Annotated in this window: 12 protein-coding genes; 6 read left to right on the top strand and 6 right to left on the bottom strand. The window is 65.8% G+C overall.

Annotated features, from left to right (window positions below; translation table 11 throughout):
- Positions 1–9: 9 nt before the first annotated feature.
- Positions 10–1,329, top strand: coding sequence for a lipid IV(A) 3-deoxy-D-manno-octulosonic acid transferase (gene waaA, locus ACCQ01_RS18260; RefSeq protein ID WP_042596946.1), 1,320 nt, complete (start codon positions 10–12; stop codon positions 1,327–1,329).
- Positions 1,330–1,739: 410 nt separating this feature from the next.
- Here waaA and ACCQ01_RS18255 read toward each other — a convergent pair whose 3' ends face one another.
- The 3 genes from ACCQ01_RS18255 to ACCQ01_RS18245 form a co-directional block, all read right to left on the bottom strand.
- Entirely contained in the window at positions 1,740–3,122 is a 1,383-nt protein-coding gene (locus ACCQ01_RS18255; protein WP_115006900.1) for a TolC family outer membrane protein, read from the bottom strand.
- A gap of 20 nt (positions 3,123–3,142) precedes the next feature.
- A complete protein-coding gene (locus tag ACCQ01_RS18250; protein ID WP_012437436.1) occupies positions 3,143–3,799 on the bottom strand; it encodes a protein-L-isoaspartate O-methyltransferase family protein in 657 nt (218 codons plus the stop codon).
- 128 nt (positions 3,800–3,927) lie between these two features.
- Positions 3,928–4,581: a TetR/AcrR family transcriptional regulator gene (locus tag ACCQ01_RS18245; protein ID WP_011038433.1), complete on the bottom strand. Its 654-nt coding sequence runs from the start codon at positions 4,579–4,581 to the stop codon at positions 3,928–3,930.
- A 206-nt stretch (positions 4,582–4,787) separates the two neighbouring features.
- Between ACCQ01_RS18245 and ACCQ01_RS18240 the strand changes: the two genes are divergently transcribed.
- Entirely contained in the window at positions 4,788–7,787 is a 3,000-nt protein-coding gene (locus ACCQ01_RS18240; RefSeq protein ID WP_323370305.1) for a two-component regulator propeller domain-containing protein, read from the top strand.
- A 19-nt stretch (positions 7,788–7,806) separates the two neighbouring features.
- On the opposite strand, the gene ACCQ01_RS18235 is transcribed toward ACCQ01_RS18240, so the two are convergent.
- Positions 7,807–8,709: a LysR family transcriptional regulator gene (locus ACCQ01_RS18235; RefSeq protein ID WP_228431217.1), complete on the bottom strand. Its 903-nt coding sequence runs from the start codon at positions 8,707–8,709 to the stop codon at positions 7,807–7,809.
- Between the two features lie 124 nt (positions 8,710–8,833).
- Between ACCQ01_RS18235 and leuC the strand changes: the two genes are divergently transcribed.
- The 4 genes from leuC to leuB all read left to right on the top strand — a co-directional run bounded on the left by leuC (position 8,834) and on the right by leuB (position 12,882).
- Entirely contained in the window at positions 8,834–10,273 is a 1,440-nt protein-coding gene (gene leuC / locus ACCQ01_RS18230; RefSeq protein ID WP_228431215.1) for a 3-isopropylmalate dehydratase large subunit, read from the top strand.
- Between the two features lie 68 nt (positions 10,274–10,341).
- The gene (leuD, locus tag ACCQ01_RS18225; protein WP_042596942.1) at positions 10,342–10,989 is read left to right on the top strand and encodes a 3-isopropylmalate dehydratase small subunit; all 648 of its coding nucleotides are present in this window, start codon (positions 10,342–10,344) and stop codon (positions 10,987–10,989) included.
- 32 nt (positions 10,990–11,021) lie between these two features.
- Positions 11,022–11,771, top strand: coding sequence for a class I SAM-dependent methyltransferase (locus ACCQ01_RS18220; RefSeq protein ID WP_267131954.1), 750 nt, complete (start codon positions 11,022–11,024; stop codon positions 11,769–11,771).
- 37 nt (positions 11,772–11,808) lie between these two features.
- Positions 11,809–12,882, top strand: coding sequence for a 3-isopropylmalate dehydrogenase (gene leuB, locus ACCQ01_RS18215; protein ID WP_228431211.1), 1,074 nt, complete (start codon positions 11,809–11,811; stop codon positions 12,880–12,882).
- A gap of 792 nt (positions 12,883–13,674) precedes the next feature.
- Here the strand turns inward: leuB and ACCQ01_RS18210 are convergent.
- Together ACCQ01_RS18210 and ACCQ01_RS18205 are read right to left on the bottom strand one after the other, a co-directional pair.
- On the bottom strand, positions 13,675–15,237 hold the full coding sequence (locus ACCQ01_RS18210; protein ID WP_103700328.1) for a 2-isopropylmalate synthase: 1,563 nt from the start codon (positions 15,235–15,237) through the stop codon (positions 13,675–13,677).
- Positions 15,234–16,352, bottom strand: a complete 1,119-nt coding sequence (locus ACCQ01_RS18205) for a threonine dehydratase (protein ID WP_011038425.1) — start codon at positions 16,350–16,352, stop codon at positions 15,234–15,236. The genes ACCQ01_RS18210 and ACCQ01_RS18205 overlap by 4 nt, the downstream gene beginning before the upstream one ends.
- Between the last annotated feature and the right edge of the window lie 21 nt (positions 16,353–16,373).

Genomic DNA, 16,373 nt, shown 5'->3' with positions numbered 1-16,373 from the left:
CCTGCACGCATGCGGAAAGACCCGATCGAATGGCTGTTGCGCGGGCTGTACTCGGCGCTGCTCTACCTGTTGCTGCCGGTGACGGTGTACCACCTGGTGTGGCGCGGCTTCCGCGTGCGCGAATATTTCAACCGCTGGAACGAGCGCTACGCCTCCTACACGCATGCCTGCGGGCGTCCGCGCGTGTGGGTGCATGCGGTGTCGGTCGGCGAGGTCAATGCGGCGGCGCCACTGGTGAACGCCTTGCGTGCGCAACGGCCTGACATCCGCTGGGTCATCACCACCATCACCCCGACCGGCTCCGAGCGCGTGCGTGCGCTGTGGGGCGATGCGGTGGATCACGTCTATTTGCCCTACGACGTGCCCGGCAGTGTCGGGCGCTTCCTCGAACATTTCCGCCCGCGGCTGGCACTGATCCTGGAAACCGAGTTGTGGCCGAACATGCTGTTCGGCTGCCGCGACCGCCAGATTCCGGTGTACATCCTCAATGCACGGCTGTCGGCGCGCTCGCTCCGTGGCTACCGCGTGCTGGCACCGCTGATCAGCCGCGCCTTGCGCACCGTGACCTGCGTGGCAGCACAGTCGCAGGACGATGCCGGGCGCTTCATCACCCTGGGCGCGCGGCCGGATCAAGTGGTTGCGCTGGGCAATCTCAAGTTCGATATCGCCGCACCGGCGCAGCTGCAGGACTTGGTGGCGCAGTTCCGCAGGCAGGTGCCGGCAACCCGTCCGGTATGGATTGCAGCCAGCACGCACGAAGGCGAAGAAGCGGCGGTGGCCGACATCCATGCGCAGTTGCTGAAACAGTTCCCGGACCTGTTGCTGCTGTGGGCGCCCCGGCACCCGGAGCGCTTTCCCAAAGTGGAGGCGCTGGCGCGTGACCGCGGCTGGACCGTGACCACGCGCAAGGCGCAGCAGTGGCCGCAGGCGCGCGACCAGGTGTTCGTGGTCGATACCCTGGGCGAGTTGATGAGTTTCTACGCCTGCGCACAGGTCGCCTTTGTCGGCGGCAGCCTGCAGCCGATCGGTGGCCACAATCTGCTGGAGCCGGCGGCGGTCGGCACACCGGCCGTCACCGGCCCGCACCTGCACAATTTCTCGGAAATCTCGCGGCGCATGCGCGAGGCCGATGCAGTGACCATTTGCGAGGACGCCGCGTGCGTGCAACACGATCTGGCCCGCCTGCTCGGCGATCCCGCACAGCGCGAGGCCATGGCCGCGGCCGGGCTGGCGCTGGTGGCTAACGGCAAGGGCGCGGTGGCACGCACCCTGGTGCAGATCGCGCCGGATCTGCCATCAGTGGTTGGTGAGATCGCTTCGTCGCAGTGAGTTGCGACGGCGGCGCGCAGCGCAGGTCGGCTTGCGCCCAGGCTGCGTACGGGCGCCTGCCGGTGGGCCGAGGCGCGCCCATGCGAGGCATGCGCGCCGCACGGGTGCCTCTCCGTTTCTGCAGTTGAGTCAGGCACAACATAGCGTGCTCAACAGGGTGGCGAGGTCGGCGCGACCTGCGTGCAAGCGCATCGTCAGTGAGGCGAAATCCGGATTGCTACTGATGATTGCAGACATCGCGGCATTACCGTTGCGTCAGCCCTCACTCGGCAGCGCGGCGAACTGCCCAAGCGCACATCTGCACAAGCTCGTTGCCGTGATTCGAGACCGAAACATGACGACACCGGTTTGACAGTGCAGACATGAAAAAGGCGGGCCATGCCCGCCTCTTCATTCACTGCGCGAGGTGCTTACTGCAACGAACCGCTGCCCTGCAGCTTGGCTTCTGCATCCTGCGATAGCAGGCGGTTCACGTCCTGCAGATCGGTGATGTCGAGCTTACCGATGGCCTGGCCCAGCAGCAGGCGATTCTGCAGGAACGTGTAGCGCGACTGCGCGTAGTTCAACTGCGCCTGGAAGAGCGTGCGCTGGTTCTGCACCACGTCCAGCACGGTGCGCGTACCCACTTCCAGGCCCACCTGTGACGCATCGTAGGCGGCTTGTGCGGACACCACGGCCAGGCGACGTGCTTCCACCTCGCTGATGCCGGCCACTACGGTCTGATAAGCATTGCGCGTATTGCGATCCAGCGCGCGCTTCTGCTGTTCGTAGGTGTCCTGCTGAATATCGCGACGCGACAACGCCTGACGCACGGCCGACTGGGTTGCGCCGCCAGCGAAGATCGGGATCGACAAGGTCACACCGATCGAATCGGTATCGATGTCGCGGCCGTTGGTGGTGAAATTACCGGCGGCCTGGTCGACGGTGCTGGCACCGCCCCAGCTGTTGCTGCGGCCAACGTTGGCACCCAGGCTCAGCGTCGGATAATGACCTGCACGTGCCGCATTGACCTGCGCCTCGGCTGCGCTGACCTGCAACTCCTGCGCCTTCAACGCCGGGTTATCGGCGATGGCGCTGGCCACCAATTGGTCGACATTGCTGTAGGCCGAAGGCACTTCCGGGCGGAAGTCTTCCGGTAGCGCACGCAGGCCCACGACCGGCTGGCCGGTGAGTTCGGTCAAGGCCTGGTAGTAATCCTTCAAGGTGTTGCGTGCATTGATGGTGTCGGCGCGCGCCTGGTCGTACTGGGCGCGTGCTTCGTGCACGTCGGTGATCGGCGCCAGGCCCACTTCGAGGCGCTTGTCGGCGTAGTCGAACTGTTTCTTGGCCGCTGCCTCGTTGGTCTCGGCCGCTGCCAATGACTCGATGCCCACTAGCACCTGGAAGTACGCCGCCGAGGTGCGCGTGATCAGGTCGTTGTTGGCCGACGCCAGGGTGAAATCAGCCGCCTTGGCCACCTCACGCTGCGCACGCACGTTGGCGAACTGCGCCCAGTTGAAGATGGTCTGGCTGCCCTGGATCGAGTACTGGCGCTGCTTGGTGGTGGATCGGCCGTCTACGCCTTCGAGTTCGCGATGCGACTGGGTATAACCCGCCGTACCATCCAGCTGCGGCAGCAGCGCCGCACGTGCCTGCACCACTCCTTCCCGATTCACCAACCGCGTGGACTCGGCAACAGCCAGCTGCGGATCGCCATTGCGGGCCATTTCATAGACCTGCAGCAGGTCGGTGGCGTGCGCGGCCATCGGAGACAGGGCGGCGGCCAGCGCCAGGACGAGGGATCGGCGGATCATCGGGGAAGCTTCCTTGGGAATCAGAATTGGAATCGGGGCGTCGGTGCGGCGCCCTGGAGATAGGCGAGGTCGGTTTCGAACAACGATTCGATGCGCGGCGCGTTGACGTCACCACGGACCAGGACGGCCTCCATCACCGGATCGTGACCGCGCACCACAAACAGCCGGCCGTTCGGGCGCAGCCACTGCAGCCACTGGGTCGGCACCGTATCGACCGCGCCGGTCACGCAGATGGCGTCGAAGCGACGCTCGCTCTGCCAGGCGAACACGTCGGCGGTTTCGATACGCACGTTGCTGCCCAGACCGGTGGCGTCCAGGTTGGCACGCGCGGCGGCGGCCAGCGCGGGGTCGATCTCCAGGCTCACCACTTCACGGGCCAGCGCGGCCAGGCAGGCGGTGGAGAAGCCGCTGCCGGTGCCCACTTCCAGCACGTCTTCGCCGGGCTGCAGATCCAGGGCCTGCAACATGCGGCCTTCGACCACCGGCTTCATCATCTTGTGGCCGGCCGACAGCGGAATTTCCACATCGACGTAGGCCAGGGTCTTGTAGGCCTCCGGCACGAAGGCTTCGCGCGGCATGCGCGCCAGCACGTCGAGCACGCGCAGGTCCAGCACATCCCACGGCCGGATCTGCTGTTCGACCATCTTTTCGCGGGCCTGGGTGAAATCGATCGTCATGGTGCGGTTATCCAACGCGGCGGGGCAGGCATTTTAGCGGGGCTTGGGGCAACTGGCGCATCTAGCATCGCCGGGCGCGGCCAAACCACGCAGTGCCGGAAGTCACCGCGACCAAAGGGCAGGCCCGATCAGCGCGGCACATAGGCTCTCAGGAAGAAATCCACGCTGGCGTGGATGTGCTCGTCCACTTGCGCACGATCGGGTTGGCCGTGCAGGCCGCACATCATCAGCGCATACAGCTCGCCCTTGAGCAGGCAGAAGAATTGCGCGGCGGCGCGGGCCACGTCCGGAATCTCCAGCTGCCCGTCGGCTACGCGCGCGCTGAGGAAATCCGCTAGCGCCTGTTGGGTCCGCTTGGGGCCGGCGTCCCAGAACATCTCGCGCACGTGTACGTCGCCGGTACCCGGCGCCATCATCATGCGGTGGGTGGCGATGGCCGAGTCGGAGCTGACCATGGCGAAGAAGGCGTCGGCGATCTCGATGAGCTGCTCGCGCAACGCGCCTTCGGGCGCATGGTCGAACAGGTCGTCGGGCATCATGTGCTGGCATTGTGCGCGGATCGCCTCGCCGAACAGGCTTTCCTTGTCGCCAAAGTGGCTGTAGACGGTCAGCTTGGAGACGCCCGCCAGAGCGGCGATGCCGTCCATGCTGACGCCCGCAAAACCTTGTTCCATGAACAGCGAGCGGGCGGCGCCCAGGATGGCGGCGCGTTTCCCAAGATCCTTGGGACGCCCAGGGCCGTTGCTCTTGGCCTTGGACTTGAGGGGGGGCGAGCTGGACATGCGCCAATACTAGACCATCGGGTTCTATATTTATATGGCGGCACCGCGCGGTCCATTAACCGTTGCGGTGAGTCGCTTGCGCTGTCGTGGTCTGCCCCGGCGCTGTGGGGAATCCACCTAGCGCGTCGCTGCTACCCCCGGTGATAGATTGCCGAACGGCCTGCAACACCCTGTTGACAGGCAGCCGAAGGGACGAAGCAGGACGCGTGGACGGGGTCGGGGCGCATGCGCACACAGGCGAGCTCCGCAGTGCGCAGGCGCTGCGGAACGCACCGCTGTGGCTGTGGTCGCTGCTGTGCTGGGCGCTGCTGGCCGGCTGGCCGCTCGGCGCGCATCCGCTCAAGCACACCGCCTACCACACGGTCACCCGCTGGGACATGGATGACGGCCTGCCGCACAACCTGGTGCATGCGGTCGCCCAGGGCAGCGATGGGGTGATCTGGCTCGGCACCTGGGAAGGCGTGGCGCGCTTCAATGGGCGCGATTTCACCGTGTTCGACCGTCAGAACACTCCGGGCGTGGAACTGGGCGGGGTGTTCGTGGTGGTACGCGATGGCGACGGCATGCTGTTCGGCACCGCCTTCGACGGTGTGTACCGCTATCAGGACGGCCGCTGGCAACAGCTGGGCGATGCCTCCGCTAGGCATCTGGCCGTCAGCGCGTTGCTACGCCGCGCCGATGGTGCGTTGTGGGTGGGCACGCCGCAGACGCTGTACCGGATCGAGCTGGATGGGCGGGTGGTGGATGTCGGGCGTCAGGCCGGCCTGCCACGCGCACGCATCACCGCCTTGTCGACAGACGCGCGTGGCGACCTGTGGATCGGGACCGACGTCGGCCTGTATCAGCTGCCGCTAGGCGCCAGCGCTGCAATTGCCTGGGGGCAGGCGCATGGCATGGCCGACACTCCCGTGCGCCGGCTGGCCAGCGATCGCCAGGGTGGCCTGCTGGTGGCAGGCGACGATGGGGTGTGGTGGTGGAGCCGGGGCGGCGGCCTGCAGCGCTTCCGCCAGGGCCAGCGGGTCGACTCGCTGGTGATGGACCGCAGCGGTCACCTATGGATGAGCCTGTCCGCCGGCACCTTGGTGATGCACAGCTGGCCGGATGATCCAGACGAACAGATCGCCATTTCCGGCGTGGCCAGCCCGGCCTTGCTGGAGGATGCCGAGGGCCTGATCTGGGTGGGCAGCACGCATGGCCTGTTCCGGGTCGCCGAAGGCGCCGCGCATGGCGTCACCATTGACGACGGCCTGGCCTCGGACTACGTGCGAAGCGTGTTGCAGACCGCCGACGGCACCGTGTGGGTGGGCAGCGCGGTGGGCCTGGACCGCTGGCGCGATGGGCAGATCGCGCGCGTGCCGTTCTCGCTGGGCAGTGCCGGGCGGGTGCTGGAGCAATCGGTGCTGGCGCTGGCCGATGCGGGCGATGGCGGGGTCTGGGCCGGCACCTACAGCCAGGGTGTGCTGCGTCTGGATGCGCAGGGGGCGGTGGTCCAGCGCATCGGTGCGGCCGAGGGCTTGCCTTCGTTGTCGGTGCGTGCGTTATTGCCGGACGGCGATGCGCTGTGGATCGGCACCACTGCCGGGTTGGTGCGCTGGCACAACGGCCGCGCGCGTCGTTACACCGCCGCCGACGGGGTGCCGGATGGTTCGGTGCAGGTGCTCTATCGCGATGCCCAGGGCACCATCTGGAGCGGTACCGACCGTGGCATGACCGCGCTGTCGCCCGATGGCGGCACCCGCGCCTGGCTGGGCGAGCAGGATTTTCCGGGCCAGAACGCCTTCGATTTCCTGCGCGATCCCAATGGCGACTTATGGATTGCCAGCGACCGCGGGCTGCTGCGGCTGCGCGGCGAGCGCTTCCAGGTGTATGACCATCGCGTGGGTCTGCCACGCGACAAGGTGTTCCGCGTCATCGACGACGGCCGCGGCTACCTGTGGCTGTCGAGCAACCACGGCGTGTTCCGGATTGCGCGGCGCGACTTCGACCAGATCGACACCGGCACCCGCGAGCAGCTCAGTGTGGAAGTGGTCGACCGCAGCGACGGCATGCCCGGCAACCAGGGCAATGGCAGCAGCGCGCCAGCCGGCTGGCTGACACGAACCGGCCAGTTGCTGTTTCCCACCGCGGCCGGCCTGGGCGTGATCGACCCCACCCGGGTCGGCACCCTGCAAGGCCACCGCGTGCCGATCGTGTTCGAGCGCCTGGTGGTGGATGGCATGGTGCAGCCGCTGGCCGGCCCGCATCGTCTGAGTGCAGATACCCGACGCATCGCCATTGGCTATGCCGGGCTCAACTTCCGCGGGCCGGACAAGGTGCGCTACCGCTACCGGCTGGACGGCTTCGACCCGGATTGGGTGGACGCCGACAGCGCCACCGAAGCGGTCTATACCAATCTGCCGCCGGGGCGGTTCCGTTTCCGCGTGCAGGCGATGTCGCTGCCGGTGGATTGGCGCCAGGCGGCGTTGCTCGGTGAAACCAGCCTGGTGCTGGAACTGGCACCGCCGTGGTGGCGGCGTGGCGAAGTGATCGGCCTGGGCGTGTTGTGCCTGGCCAGTGTGATCTACGGGTTCTATCTGTGGCGCACCGCCAGTTATCGCCGCCGCCAGCGCGAGCTCAACGTGGTGATCGACAAGCGCACGCGCGAATTGAGCGACAAGAACCTGGCCTTGCAGCAGGCCAGCCAGGAGCGTGAAGCACTGATGCGCCAGCTCGAATACCGCGCCAGCCACGATGTGCTCACCGCATTGCCAAACCGGCGCGAAGCCGAGCGCGTGCTGCAGCAATGGCTGGACGAGGCGCAGGCGGGCGGCGCGCCGCTGGCATTGGCGCTGGCCGATATCGACCACTTCAAGCGCATCAACGATGCGCATGGCCACGAAGTCGGCGATGCGGTGTTGCGTGCAGTGGGTGAGGTACTGGCCGACCAGGAGCACGCACACTGTTTTGCCGCGCGCCACGGCGGCGAAGAATTCCTGCTGGCCGTGACCGGCCTGGAGGCCGCGCAAGCGCGTGCATTGTTCGAACAACTGCGCCAACGCCTGGGCACCATCGCGATTGCCGCAGACGAGGTCACCGTGCAGTGCACCGCGAGCATGGGCATGGCGATGAGCGACGAAGCGCCCAGCCGGCGCGAGTTGCTGGCGCTGGCCGACCGCAGGCTGTATCACGCCAAGCGGCAGGGACGCGATCGGTTGATCGATCAGTAGCGTGCGGTCTTGCGGAGCATCAGCGTGGCGACACCTGCGGCCCTGCCGCCTGATCCGCCTGCGCATGCAACAGCGCCACGAACGCCTGCGCCGCGCGCGACAAGGTGCGCCCGCCGTGGGTGACGCATCCCAACGCACGCGATAGCGCCACATCGGCCAACGGCAGCGCCACGATCTGGTGATCGATCATGCGCTCGGGCAGCACGCTCCAGGCCAGGCCAACCGACACCAACATCTTGATTGTCTCCAGATAGTTGGTGGTCATGCGCAGGCTCGGTGCCAGGCTGCGTTCGGCAAACAACCCGGCCACGATGCGATGGGTGAAGGTGCCCGGATCCGGCAGCACCGCAGGGTGGGCGACCACGTCATCGAGCGTGACCGTCTCCAACGCGGCCAGCGGGTGATCCGGCGCCACCACGAACTGCAGGCGGTCATGCCAGATCGGCTGCGCGCGCAACGGGGCGCGGGTGTCCGGTGCCAGTGTGGTCACCGCGAGTTCCACCTCGCCGCGCAATACCGCCGCGTAGGCCAGTTCCGAATCCAGGAACTGGATGTCCAGGGCCGCCTGCGGATGCTCGGCGGTGAAGCGTCGCAACAATGCCGGCAACCGGTGCAGCCCCACGTGGTGACTGGTGGCCAGGCTCAGCCGCCCGCCGACCGCCGCGCCCAGGTGTTCCAGCACGCGGCGCGTATCGTCCAGCTCGGCCAGGATGCGCTGCGCACGTGGCAGCAGCGCCAGCCCGGCCTCGGTCAACACCACCTGGCGGCCCAGGCGGTCGAACAAGCGCGCCGACAATTGCGCTTCCAGCAAGGCGATGCGCTTGCTCACCGCGGGTTGGGTCAGGTGCAGCGCTTCGGCCGCTGACGAAAAGCTGCCGTGGTCGGCAATCGCCACGAACGCGCTCAGATTGGCGAGGTCCATGCCATTCCTAAAATTCATTTGCTGAATAAACAATATGAATTTGCGTTATCCATGGCAAGCTCCTAGCATCGGTCTCAGCCAGGCGGTGCATCCGCCGTTCGCCACCGCATCGGAATCTCAAGCGATGACCGGAAAGACCCTGTACGACAAGTTGTGGGAGATGCACGAGGTCACGCGCCGTGACGATGGCTCGTCGCTGATCTACATCGACCGCCACATCCTGCATGAAGTGACCTCGCCGCAAGCCTTCGAAGGCCTGCGTCTTGCCGGGCGCAAGCCGTGGCGCATCGATGCCAATATCGCCACACCCGACCACAACGTGCCCACCACCCGTGCCGAGCGCCAGGGCGGGCTGGAGTCCATCTCCGATGAAGTCTCGCGTCTGCAGGTGCAGACACTGGACGAGAACTGCGACGACTTCGGCATCCTCGAGTTCAAGATGAACGACACGCGCCAGGGCATCGTGCACGTGGTCGGCCCCGAGCAGGGCGCCACGCTGCCGGGCATGACGGTGGTCTGCGGCGATTCGCACACCTCCACGCATGGCGCCTTCGGTGCGTTGGCGCATGGCATCGGTACTTCCGAGGTCGAGCATGTGCTGGCCACGCAATGCCTGATCGCCAAGAAGATGAAGAACCTGCAGGTGCGCGTGGAAGGCACGCTGCCGTTCGGCGTCACCGCCAAGGACATCGTGCTGGCGGTGATCGGCAAGATCGGCACGGCCGGCGGCAACGGGCATGCGCTTGAATTTGCCGGCAGCGCGATCCGCGCGCTGTCGATGGAAGGCCGCATGACCATCTGCAACATGTCCATCGAAGCCGGTGCGCGCGTGGGCATGGTGGCGGTGGACGAAAAGACCATTGCTTACGTCAAGGACCGCCCGTTCGCGCCGAAGGGCGCGGATTGGGACGCGGCCGTGGCGTTGTGGCGCACGCTGGTGTCCGATGCCGATGCATCCTTCGACGCCGGGGTGGAATTGCGTGCCGAAGACATCAAGCCGCAGGTCAGCTGGGGCACCTCGCCGGAGATGGTGCTGGCGGTCGATCAGCAGGTGCCGGATCCGGCCGCCGAACAGGATCCGACCAAGCGCGACTCGATCGAGCGCGCGCTGAAGTACATGGGCTTGCGGGCAAATCAGCCGATCACCGAGATCCATCTGGACCGCGTGTTCATTGGCTCGTGCACCAACTCGCGCATCGAAGACCTGCGCGCTGCCGCGGCGGTTGCCAAAGGCCGCAAGGTGGCGTCCTCCATCAAGCAGGCCCTGGTGGTGCCGGGCTCGGGACTGGTCAAGGCACAGGCCGAGGCCGAAGGGCTGGACAAGATTTTTCTGGACGCCGGTTTCGAGTGGCGCGAGCCCGGGTGCTCGATGTGCCTGGCGATGAACCCGGACAAGTTGGGCAGCGGTGAACATTGCGCCTCCACGTCCAATCGCAACTTCGAAGGGCGCCAGGGCGCCGGTGGGCGCACGCATCTGGTCAGCCCGGCGATGGCCGCAGCTGCGGCGGTGAGCGGCCACTTTGTCGATGTGCGTGAACTGCAGGGAATCGAGAATCGGGAATAGAGAATCGCCACGTCCCGCTTTGCGCTCTGCCGATTCTCCATTCTCCACTCCCCATTCCCGGCCTCCTTATGACCCCTTTCACCCAACACACCGGACTGGTCGCGCCGCTGGATCGTGCCAACGTCGATACCGACCAGATCATTCCCAAGCAATTCCTCAAGTCGATCAAGCGCACCGGTTTCGGCCCGAACCTGTTCGATGAGTGGCGCTATCTGGACATCGGCGAGCCGGGTCGCGACAACAGCACGCGCCCGCTCAACCCGGAGTTCGTGCTCAATTTCCCGCGCTACCAGGGCGCCAGCGTGCTGCTGGCACGCGAGAACTTCGGCTGCGGTTCTTCGCGCGAACATGCGCCGTGGGCACTGGACGAATACGGCTTCCGCGCGGTGATTGCGCCGAGTTTTGCCGACATCTTCTACAACAACAGTTTCAAGAACGGCCTGCTGCCGATCGTGTTGGCAGAGGCGGAAGTGGACGCCTTGTTCGAACAGTGCCTGGGGAACGAAGGCTATCAACTCACCGTCGATCTGGCCGCGCAGCGCGTGCGCCGTCCCGATGGCGTGGAGTACGCGTTCGAGATCGATGCATTCCGCAAGCACTGCCTGCTCAATGGGCTCGACGATATCGGCCTGACCTTGCAGGAGGCCGACGCGATTGGCCGCTTCGAGCAAGGGCATCGCGCGCAACAGCCGTGGTTGTTCGGCGCGCTGCAGTGAGCGCTGCGTCGCCATCCAGCGGGATTGACGCGTTGAGCACGCACGTTGCGGCGCAGTTTGGGCCGCAGGCGCAGGCGTATCTGCAGAGCGAGGTGCATGCACAGGGCGCCGAATTCGCCGAGCTTCGCGCGGGCCTGGCAGGTCATCGCAACGGGCGCTTGCTCGACCTGGGCTGTGGCGCGGGGCATGTGAGTTTTCAGCTGGCGCCGTTGATGGATGAGGTGGTCGCCTACGATCTATCCGCCGACATGCTTAACGTCGTGGCGGCCACCGCCGCCGAGCGTGGCCTGACCCAGGTGCGTACCTTGCAGGGCGTCGCCGAGCGGCTGCCGTTCGAGGCCGGCAGCATGGACGTGGTGGTCAGCCGGTATTCGGCGCACCACTGGAGTGACCTGGGCCAGGCGCTGCGTGAGGTGCGGCGGGTGCTGCGCCCCGGCGGAATCGCCGCACTGATCGACGTAGTGGCACCAGGGCTGCCGCTGCTCGATACGCATCTGCAGGCGATCGAGTTACTGCGTGACACCAGCCATGTGCGCGACTACAGCGTGGCGCAGTGGCTGCAGGTGGTGGGCGATGCTGGCCTGCACGTACAGCGTCATCATTGCCAACGCCTGCAGCTGGATTACCTGAGCTGGGTCGATCGCATGCGCACGCCGGAGGTGCTGCGCGCAGCCATTCGCGCGCTGCAGGACACGGCGGTGGATGACGTGCGCGATTACTTCCAGATTGGCGCCGATGGTTCTTTCAGCACCGATGTGCTGGTGCTGTGGGCGACACGTTGATTTTCATGGCGCTGCGGCGCCAACTCACGAGGATTGCATGAGCAAGCAGATTCTGATTCTTCCCGGCGACGGCATTGGCCCGGAAATCATGGCCGAGGCGGTCAAGGTGCTGACGCGTATCGATACCCAGCACACTCTTGGCGTCACCCTGGTGTACGACGAGCTGGGCGGCGCGGCGTACGACAAATACGGCAGCCCGCTGGCCGACGAAACGCTGGAGCGTGCGCGCGCTGCCGATGCCGTGCTGTTGGGCGCGGTCGGTGGCCCGCAGTGGGACACCATCGATCCGGCACTGCGTCCGGAACGCGGGCTGCTGAAGATCCGTTCGCAACTCGGCCTGTTTGCCAACCTGCGCCCCGCGTTGCTGTATCCGCAGCTGGCCGATGCGTCCACGCTCAAGCCCGAGGTGGTTTCCGGATTGGATCTGCTGATCCTGCGCGAGCTTACCGGCGGCATTTACTTCGGCCAGCCACGCGGCACGCGCACGCTGGACAATGGCGAGCGCCAGGCCTACGACACGTTGCCCTATAGCGAAAGCGAAATCCGCCGCATCGCCAAGGCCGGTTTCGAGATGGCCCGGCTGCGCGGCAAGAAGTTGTGCTCGGTCGACAAGGCCAATGTGCTGGCGTCCAGCCAGCTGTGGCGCGCCGTCGTCGAAGAAGTGGCTAAGGACTATCCCGACATCGCGTTGTCGCATATGTACGTGGACAACGCGGCGATGCAGTTGGTGCGCGCGCCCAAGCAATTCGACGTGATCGTCACCGACAACATGTTCGGCGACATCCTGTCCGATCAAGCATCGATGCTTACCGGCTCGATCGGCATGCTGCCCTCGGCCTCGCTCGATGCCAACAACAAAGGCATGTACGAGCCGTGTCATGGCTCAGCACCGGATATTGCAGGGCAGGGCATTGCCAATCCGTTGGCCACGATCCTGTCGGTGGCCATGATGTTGCGTTACACCTTTGCACAGGCGGCAGCGGCGGATGCGATTGAGGCAGCTGTGGGCAAGGTGCTCGATCAGGGACTGCGCACGGCCGACATCTGGTCGGAAGGCACCACCAAGGTGGGCACGGCTGCGATGGGTGATGCGGTGGTGGCTGCGCTGTAACGGCTTGCCGACCAATCCGGCTTGGTCTTCAGTGTCCACGGCGAGCCGCCCTTGTCGGCTTTGCTGAGGGCTTTGATTAGAGAGGCGGCCATCGTTCGTTGGGGCGGTGGCCGCTTTCTTGCCTGCGTTTCACGATACGAATGCAAGTGCAAGTGCTTGCGTGTGTAGTTGTGGACCTAATGGTGCACTTGCACTGCACGTTGGCCGTGTGCGCGGCGGTGGGTCCGGCACCGGGACACGCCGTGAATCCATCCGTGGAGGCTCAGTGGCGGCATCCATGCCGCCACATGGTCCCGCCGCCAGACCCACCGCCGCTCTGTCGCTGGCGCGCTGTCTGAGCGAAGAACGAAGAGCGAGAAAGAAGGGCTGCTTGCGTAGCTTCTGCTCACGCCATTTCGAGGCAAAGATGCAATGCGCCGCGTGCAGAGATGCACCTGTGCCGCTCGGCTGCGCACAACAATGACGAAGCCATCGCCTCGTAGGAGCGCACTTGTGCGCGATGAAGCCTTCCCATCAATCCCATCGCGCACAAGTGCGCTCCTACGAAACGCGCTGGAATGGCCCGTAGATGCCTTCTCCCACTGTGAGCAGTGCGCCGAAGCACAGCACATGTTGCCCGCAGGCGCTGTGCGCGAACATGCTGGTTGCCGTGGCAAAGAATCCACTCGCCGCCGCGCACCATCCCCAAGCACCCAAAACTAGCGGAAGCACAAACGCAAAACGGCCAGCGTATTACTCGCTGGCCGTTTTGCTGACGGCATCGTGTCGCCGACGCCGTACCTAAACCGCGTGTTACGCCACAGCCGCCGTCTTCCCCGCCACCACGCCGCGCTCGCGCTGACGCAGCAGGCGGTTGGCAACATCCAGCCAGGCCAGGGCACTGGCCTCGATGATGTCCTTGCTGGTGCCGGTGCCTTCGTATTCCACGCCGTCGTGGCGCACGCTCAGGCTGGCTTCGCCGCGCGCATCGGCGCCGATGCCTACGCTGTGGACCTGGTAGCTGTCCAATTCCAGCTTTACCCCGGTGGCCGACGCCAGCGCACCGAATAGCGCGTCCACCGGGCCATTGCCTTGCGCTGTTTCCGCGACGCGATTGCCGTCCGGGTCGGACAGTTCGACCAGTGCATTGGCACGGCTGCCGACATCGCTGATGGTCATCGAGGCCAGGCGGTAGCCTTCCTGCACGGTGGCGTCCTGCATCAAGGCCTGCAGGTCGGCGTCGGTGACGACGCGCTGCTTTTCACACAATGCCTTGAACTGCTCAAACACCAGCTTGACCTCATCTTCCTCCAGCAGATAGCCCAGCGCACGCAGGCGCTGTTCCACTGCAGCGCGTCCGCTGTGGCGGCCCAGCACCATCTGCGACGACTCCCAGCCCACATCTTCCGGGCGCATGATTTCGTAAGTGCCGCGGTGACGCAGCATGCCGTGCTGGTGGATGCCCGATTCATGCGCGAACGCATTGCCGCCCACCACTGCCTTGTTGCGCTGCACCGGCATGCCCACCAAACGCTGCAACAGCTGCGAAGTGGAGACGATGCGCGGCGTATTGATTGCGGTGTCCAGGTTGTAGAACGCACCACGCACCTTCAGGGCCATGGTGATTTCTTCCAGCGCGCAATTGCCGGCGCGTTCGCCGATGCCGTTGATGGTGCATTCCACCTGGCGGGCGCCGCCTTCGATTGCGGCCAGCGAATTGGCAACCGCCAGGCCCAGGTCGTTGTGGCAGTGCGCGCTGAAGATCACCTTCTCGGCGCCTTCGACGCTGGCGATCAGCCGCGAGAACATGCCGCGGATTTCTTCCGGCGTGGTGAACCCCACCGTGTCCGGCAGATTGATCGTGGTCGCACCGGCGGCGATGGCCACGCGTGTCACTTCGGCCAGGAAATCTTCTTCGGTGCGCGTGGCATCTTCAGCCGAGAACTCGATGTCGTCGATGTAGCCGCGCGCCAGCGTCACGTGCTTGTGCACCGATTCCAGCACCTGCTCGCGGCTCATGCGCAGCTTGTGCTCGCGGTGTAGCGGGCTGGTGGACAGGAACACATGCAGGCGCGGGTTGGCGGCCGCTTCCAGTGCACGGGCAGAGATCTCGATATCGGCCTGCAGGCAGCGCGACAGCACCGCCAGGGTGGGGCGGCGCAATTCGCGGCCCATCATCGCTACCGCTTCGCGGTCGGAATGCGAGCTGGCCGGGAAGCCGGTTTCGATGATGTCCACGCCAAGCGCGTCCAGCGCGCGCGCCATGACCAGCTTTTGCTGGGGCGTCATGCTGCAGCCGGGGGATTGCTCGCCGTCGCGCAGGGTGGTGTCGAAAATTCGGATATGCGGGGTCTGGTTGGATACGGTCGTGTTCACCAGGAAGACTCCTCTACTGCGATGGCGGTGACAGGCGTTGATGCGACTGCGGATGGGCGGGGAATAGCAATGGATGGCGGTGATGCTTTGGTGCTGCGTTCGTTGCGGAGCCGCTCGGTATTGCGACGGCGCGGCTTACGTGGCGGACGCGGCCGCACCTCGGACAACAGGGTGGCCAGGACAGTCGCGTCGATATTACCGCCAGAGACCACCGCACATTTACGTTTGCCGGAAACACGGCGACCGGCAGCCAGCGCGAGTGCGCCGGCGCCTTCGGCAATGACGTGCTCTTCCAGTGCCAGACGCACCAGCGTCTCGCGCAATTCGGCCTCGCGCACGATCACCACGTCGTCGAGCAGGCTCGAGCACAGACGGCGGGTCAGGAAGCCTGGAATCTTGACCTTCACGCCATCGGCCAGGGTGGCGACCGGAGTGATTTCGCGCAGGTCGCCGCGCACGGCGCGGGCCATGGAGTCCACGCCTTCCACCTGCGCGCCGACGATGCGTACGCCCTGCGACTTCAGCGCCAACGCCACGCCGGAGGCCAGGCCACCGCCGCCGATCGGCACGATCACCACATCCGGTGCATGCGCGGCCAATTCGATACCCACCGTGCCTTGGCCGGCGATCACATCCGGGTCGTCGAACGCAGACAGAAAACGGTAGCCGTTCTGGTCGGCCAGCTCGCGCGCAAAGGCGAAGGCTTCGTCGTAACTGTTGCCGTGCTGGCGCACCGTGGCGCCCCAGTGGGCCACGCCGGCGATCTTGGTCTGCGGCGCACCGTGCGGCATCACCGTAATGGCCTGCACGCCCAACCGATACGCCGACCACGCCACACCCTGAGCATGGTTGCCGGCCGAGGCGCAGATGACCGGGCGCTCATCGCCGCGCTCCAGTCCGGCCAGCAGCGCATTCAATGCGCCACGTACCTTGTAGGAGCCGGTACGCTGCAGGTTTTCCAGCTTCAGCCACACGCCGAAGCGTTCGGCGTAATGCAGTGGTGTGGGCGAGAGGTACTTGCGCAGGCGTGCCTGCGCGGCCAGCACGTCGGCCACGCTGACGGCGACCTCGCCTACGTCTGGCTCCTGCGTGGTCGGGCGGCCGGAATCAGGCATTGCGGCACGCGCGCGGCCGAT

This window comes from Xanthomonas sp. NCPPB 4037, from assembly GCF_041475695.2.
Classification (GTDB): Bacteria; Pseudomonadota; Gammaproteobacteria; order Xanthomonadales; family Xanthomonadaceae; genus Xanthomonas; species Xanthomonas campestris.
The sequence above is the reverse complement of the archived record's forward strand: the minus strand, read 5'-3'. Positions and strand labels throughout refer to the sequence as shown.

Coding starts and splice junctions, on each gene's coding strand:
- ACCQ01_RS18245 (WP_011038433.1), bottom strand. CDS start 4,581: ATGTCCAGCTCGCCCCCCCTCAAGTCCAAGGCCAAGAGCAACGGCCCT.
- leuC (WP_228431215.1), top strand. CDS start 8,834: ATGACCGGAAAGACCCTGTACGACAAGTTGTGGGAGATGCACGAGGTC.
- ACCQ01_RS18235 (WP_228431217.1), bottom strand. CDS start 8,709: ATGGACCTCGCCAATCTGAGCGCGTTCGTGGCGATTGCCGACCACGGC.
- ACCQ01_RS18255 (WP_115006900.1), bottom strand. CDS start 3,122: ATGATCCGCCGATCCCTCGTCCTGGCGCTGGCCGCCGCCCTGTCTCCG.
- ACCQ01_RS18205 (WP_011038425.1), bottom strand. CDS start 16,352: ATGCCTGATTCCGGCCGCCCGACCACGCAGGAGCCAGACGTAGGCGAG.
- leuB (WP_228431211.1), top strand. CDS start 11,809: ATGAGCAAGCAGATTCTGATTCTTCCCGGCGACGGCATTGGCCCGGAA.
- leuD (WP_042596942.1), top strand. CDS start 10,342: ATGACCCCTTTCACCCAACACACCGGACTGGTCGCGCCGCTGGATCGT.
- ACCQ01_RS18250 (WP_012437436.1), bottom strand. CDS start 3,799: ATGACGATCGATTTCACCCAGGCCCGCGAAAAGATGGTCGAACAGCAG.
- waaA (WP_042596946.1), top strand. CDS start 10: ATGCGGAAAGACCCGATCGAATGGCTGTTGCGCGGGCTGTACTCGGCG.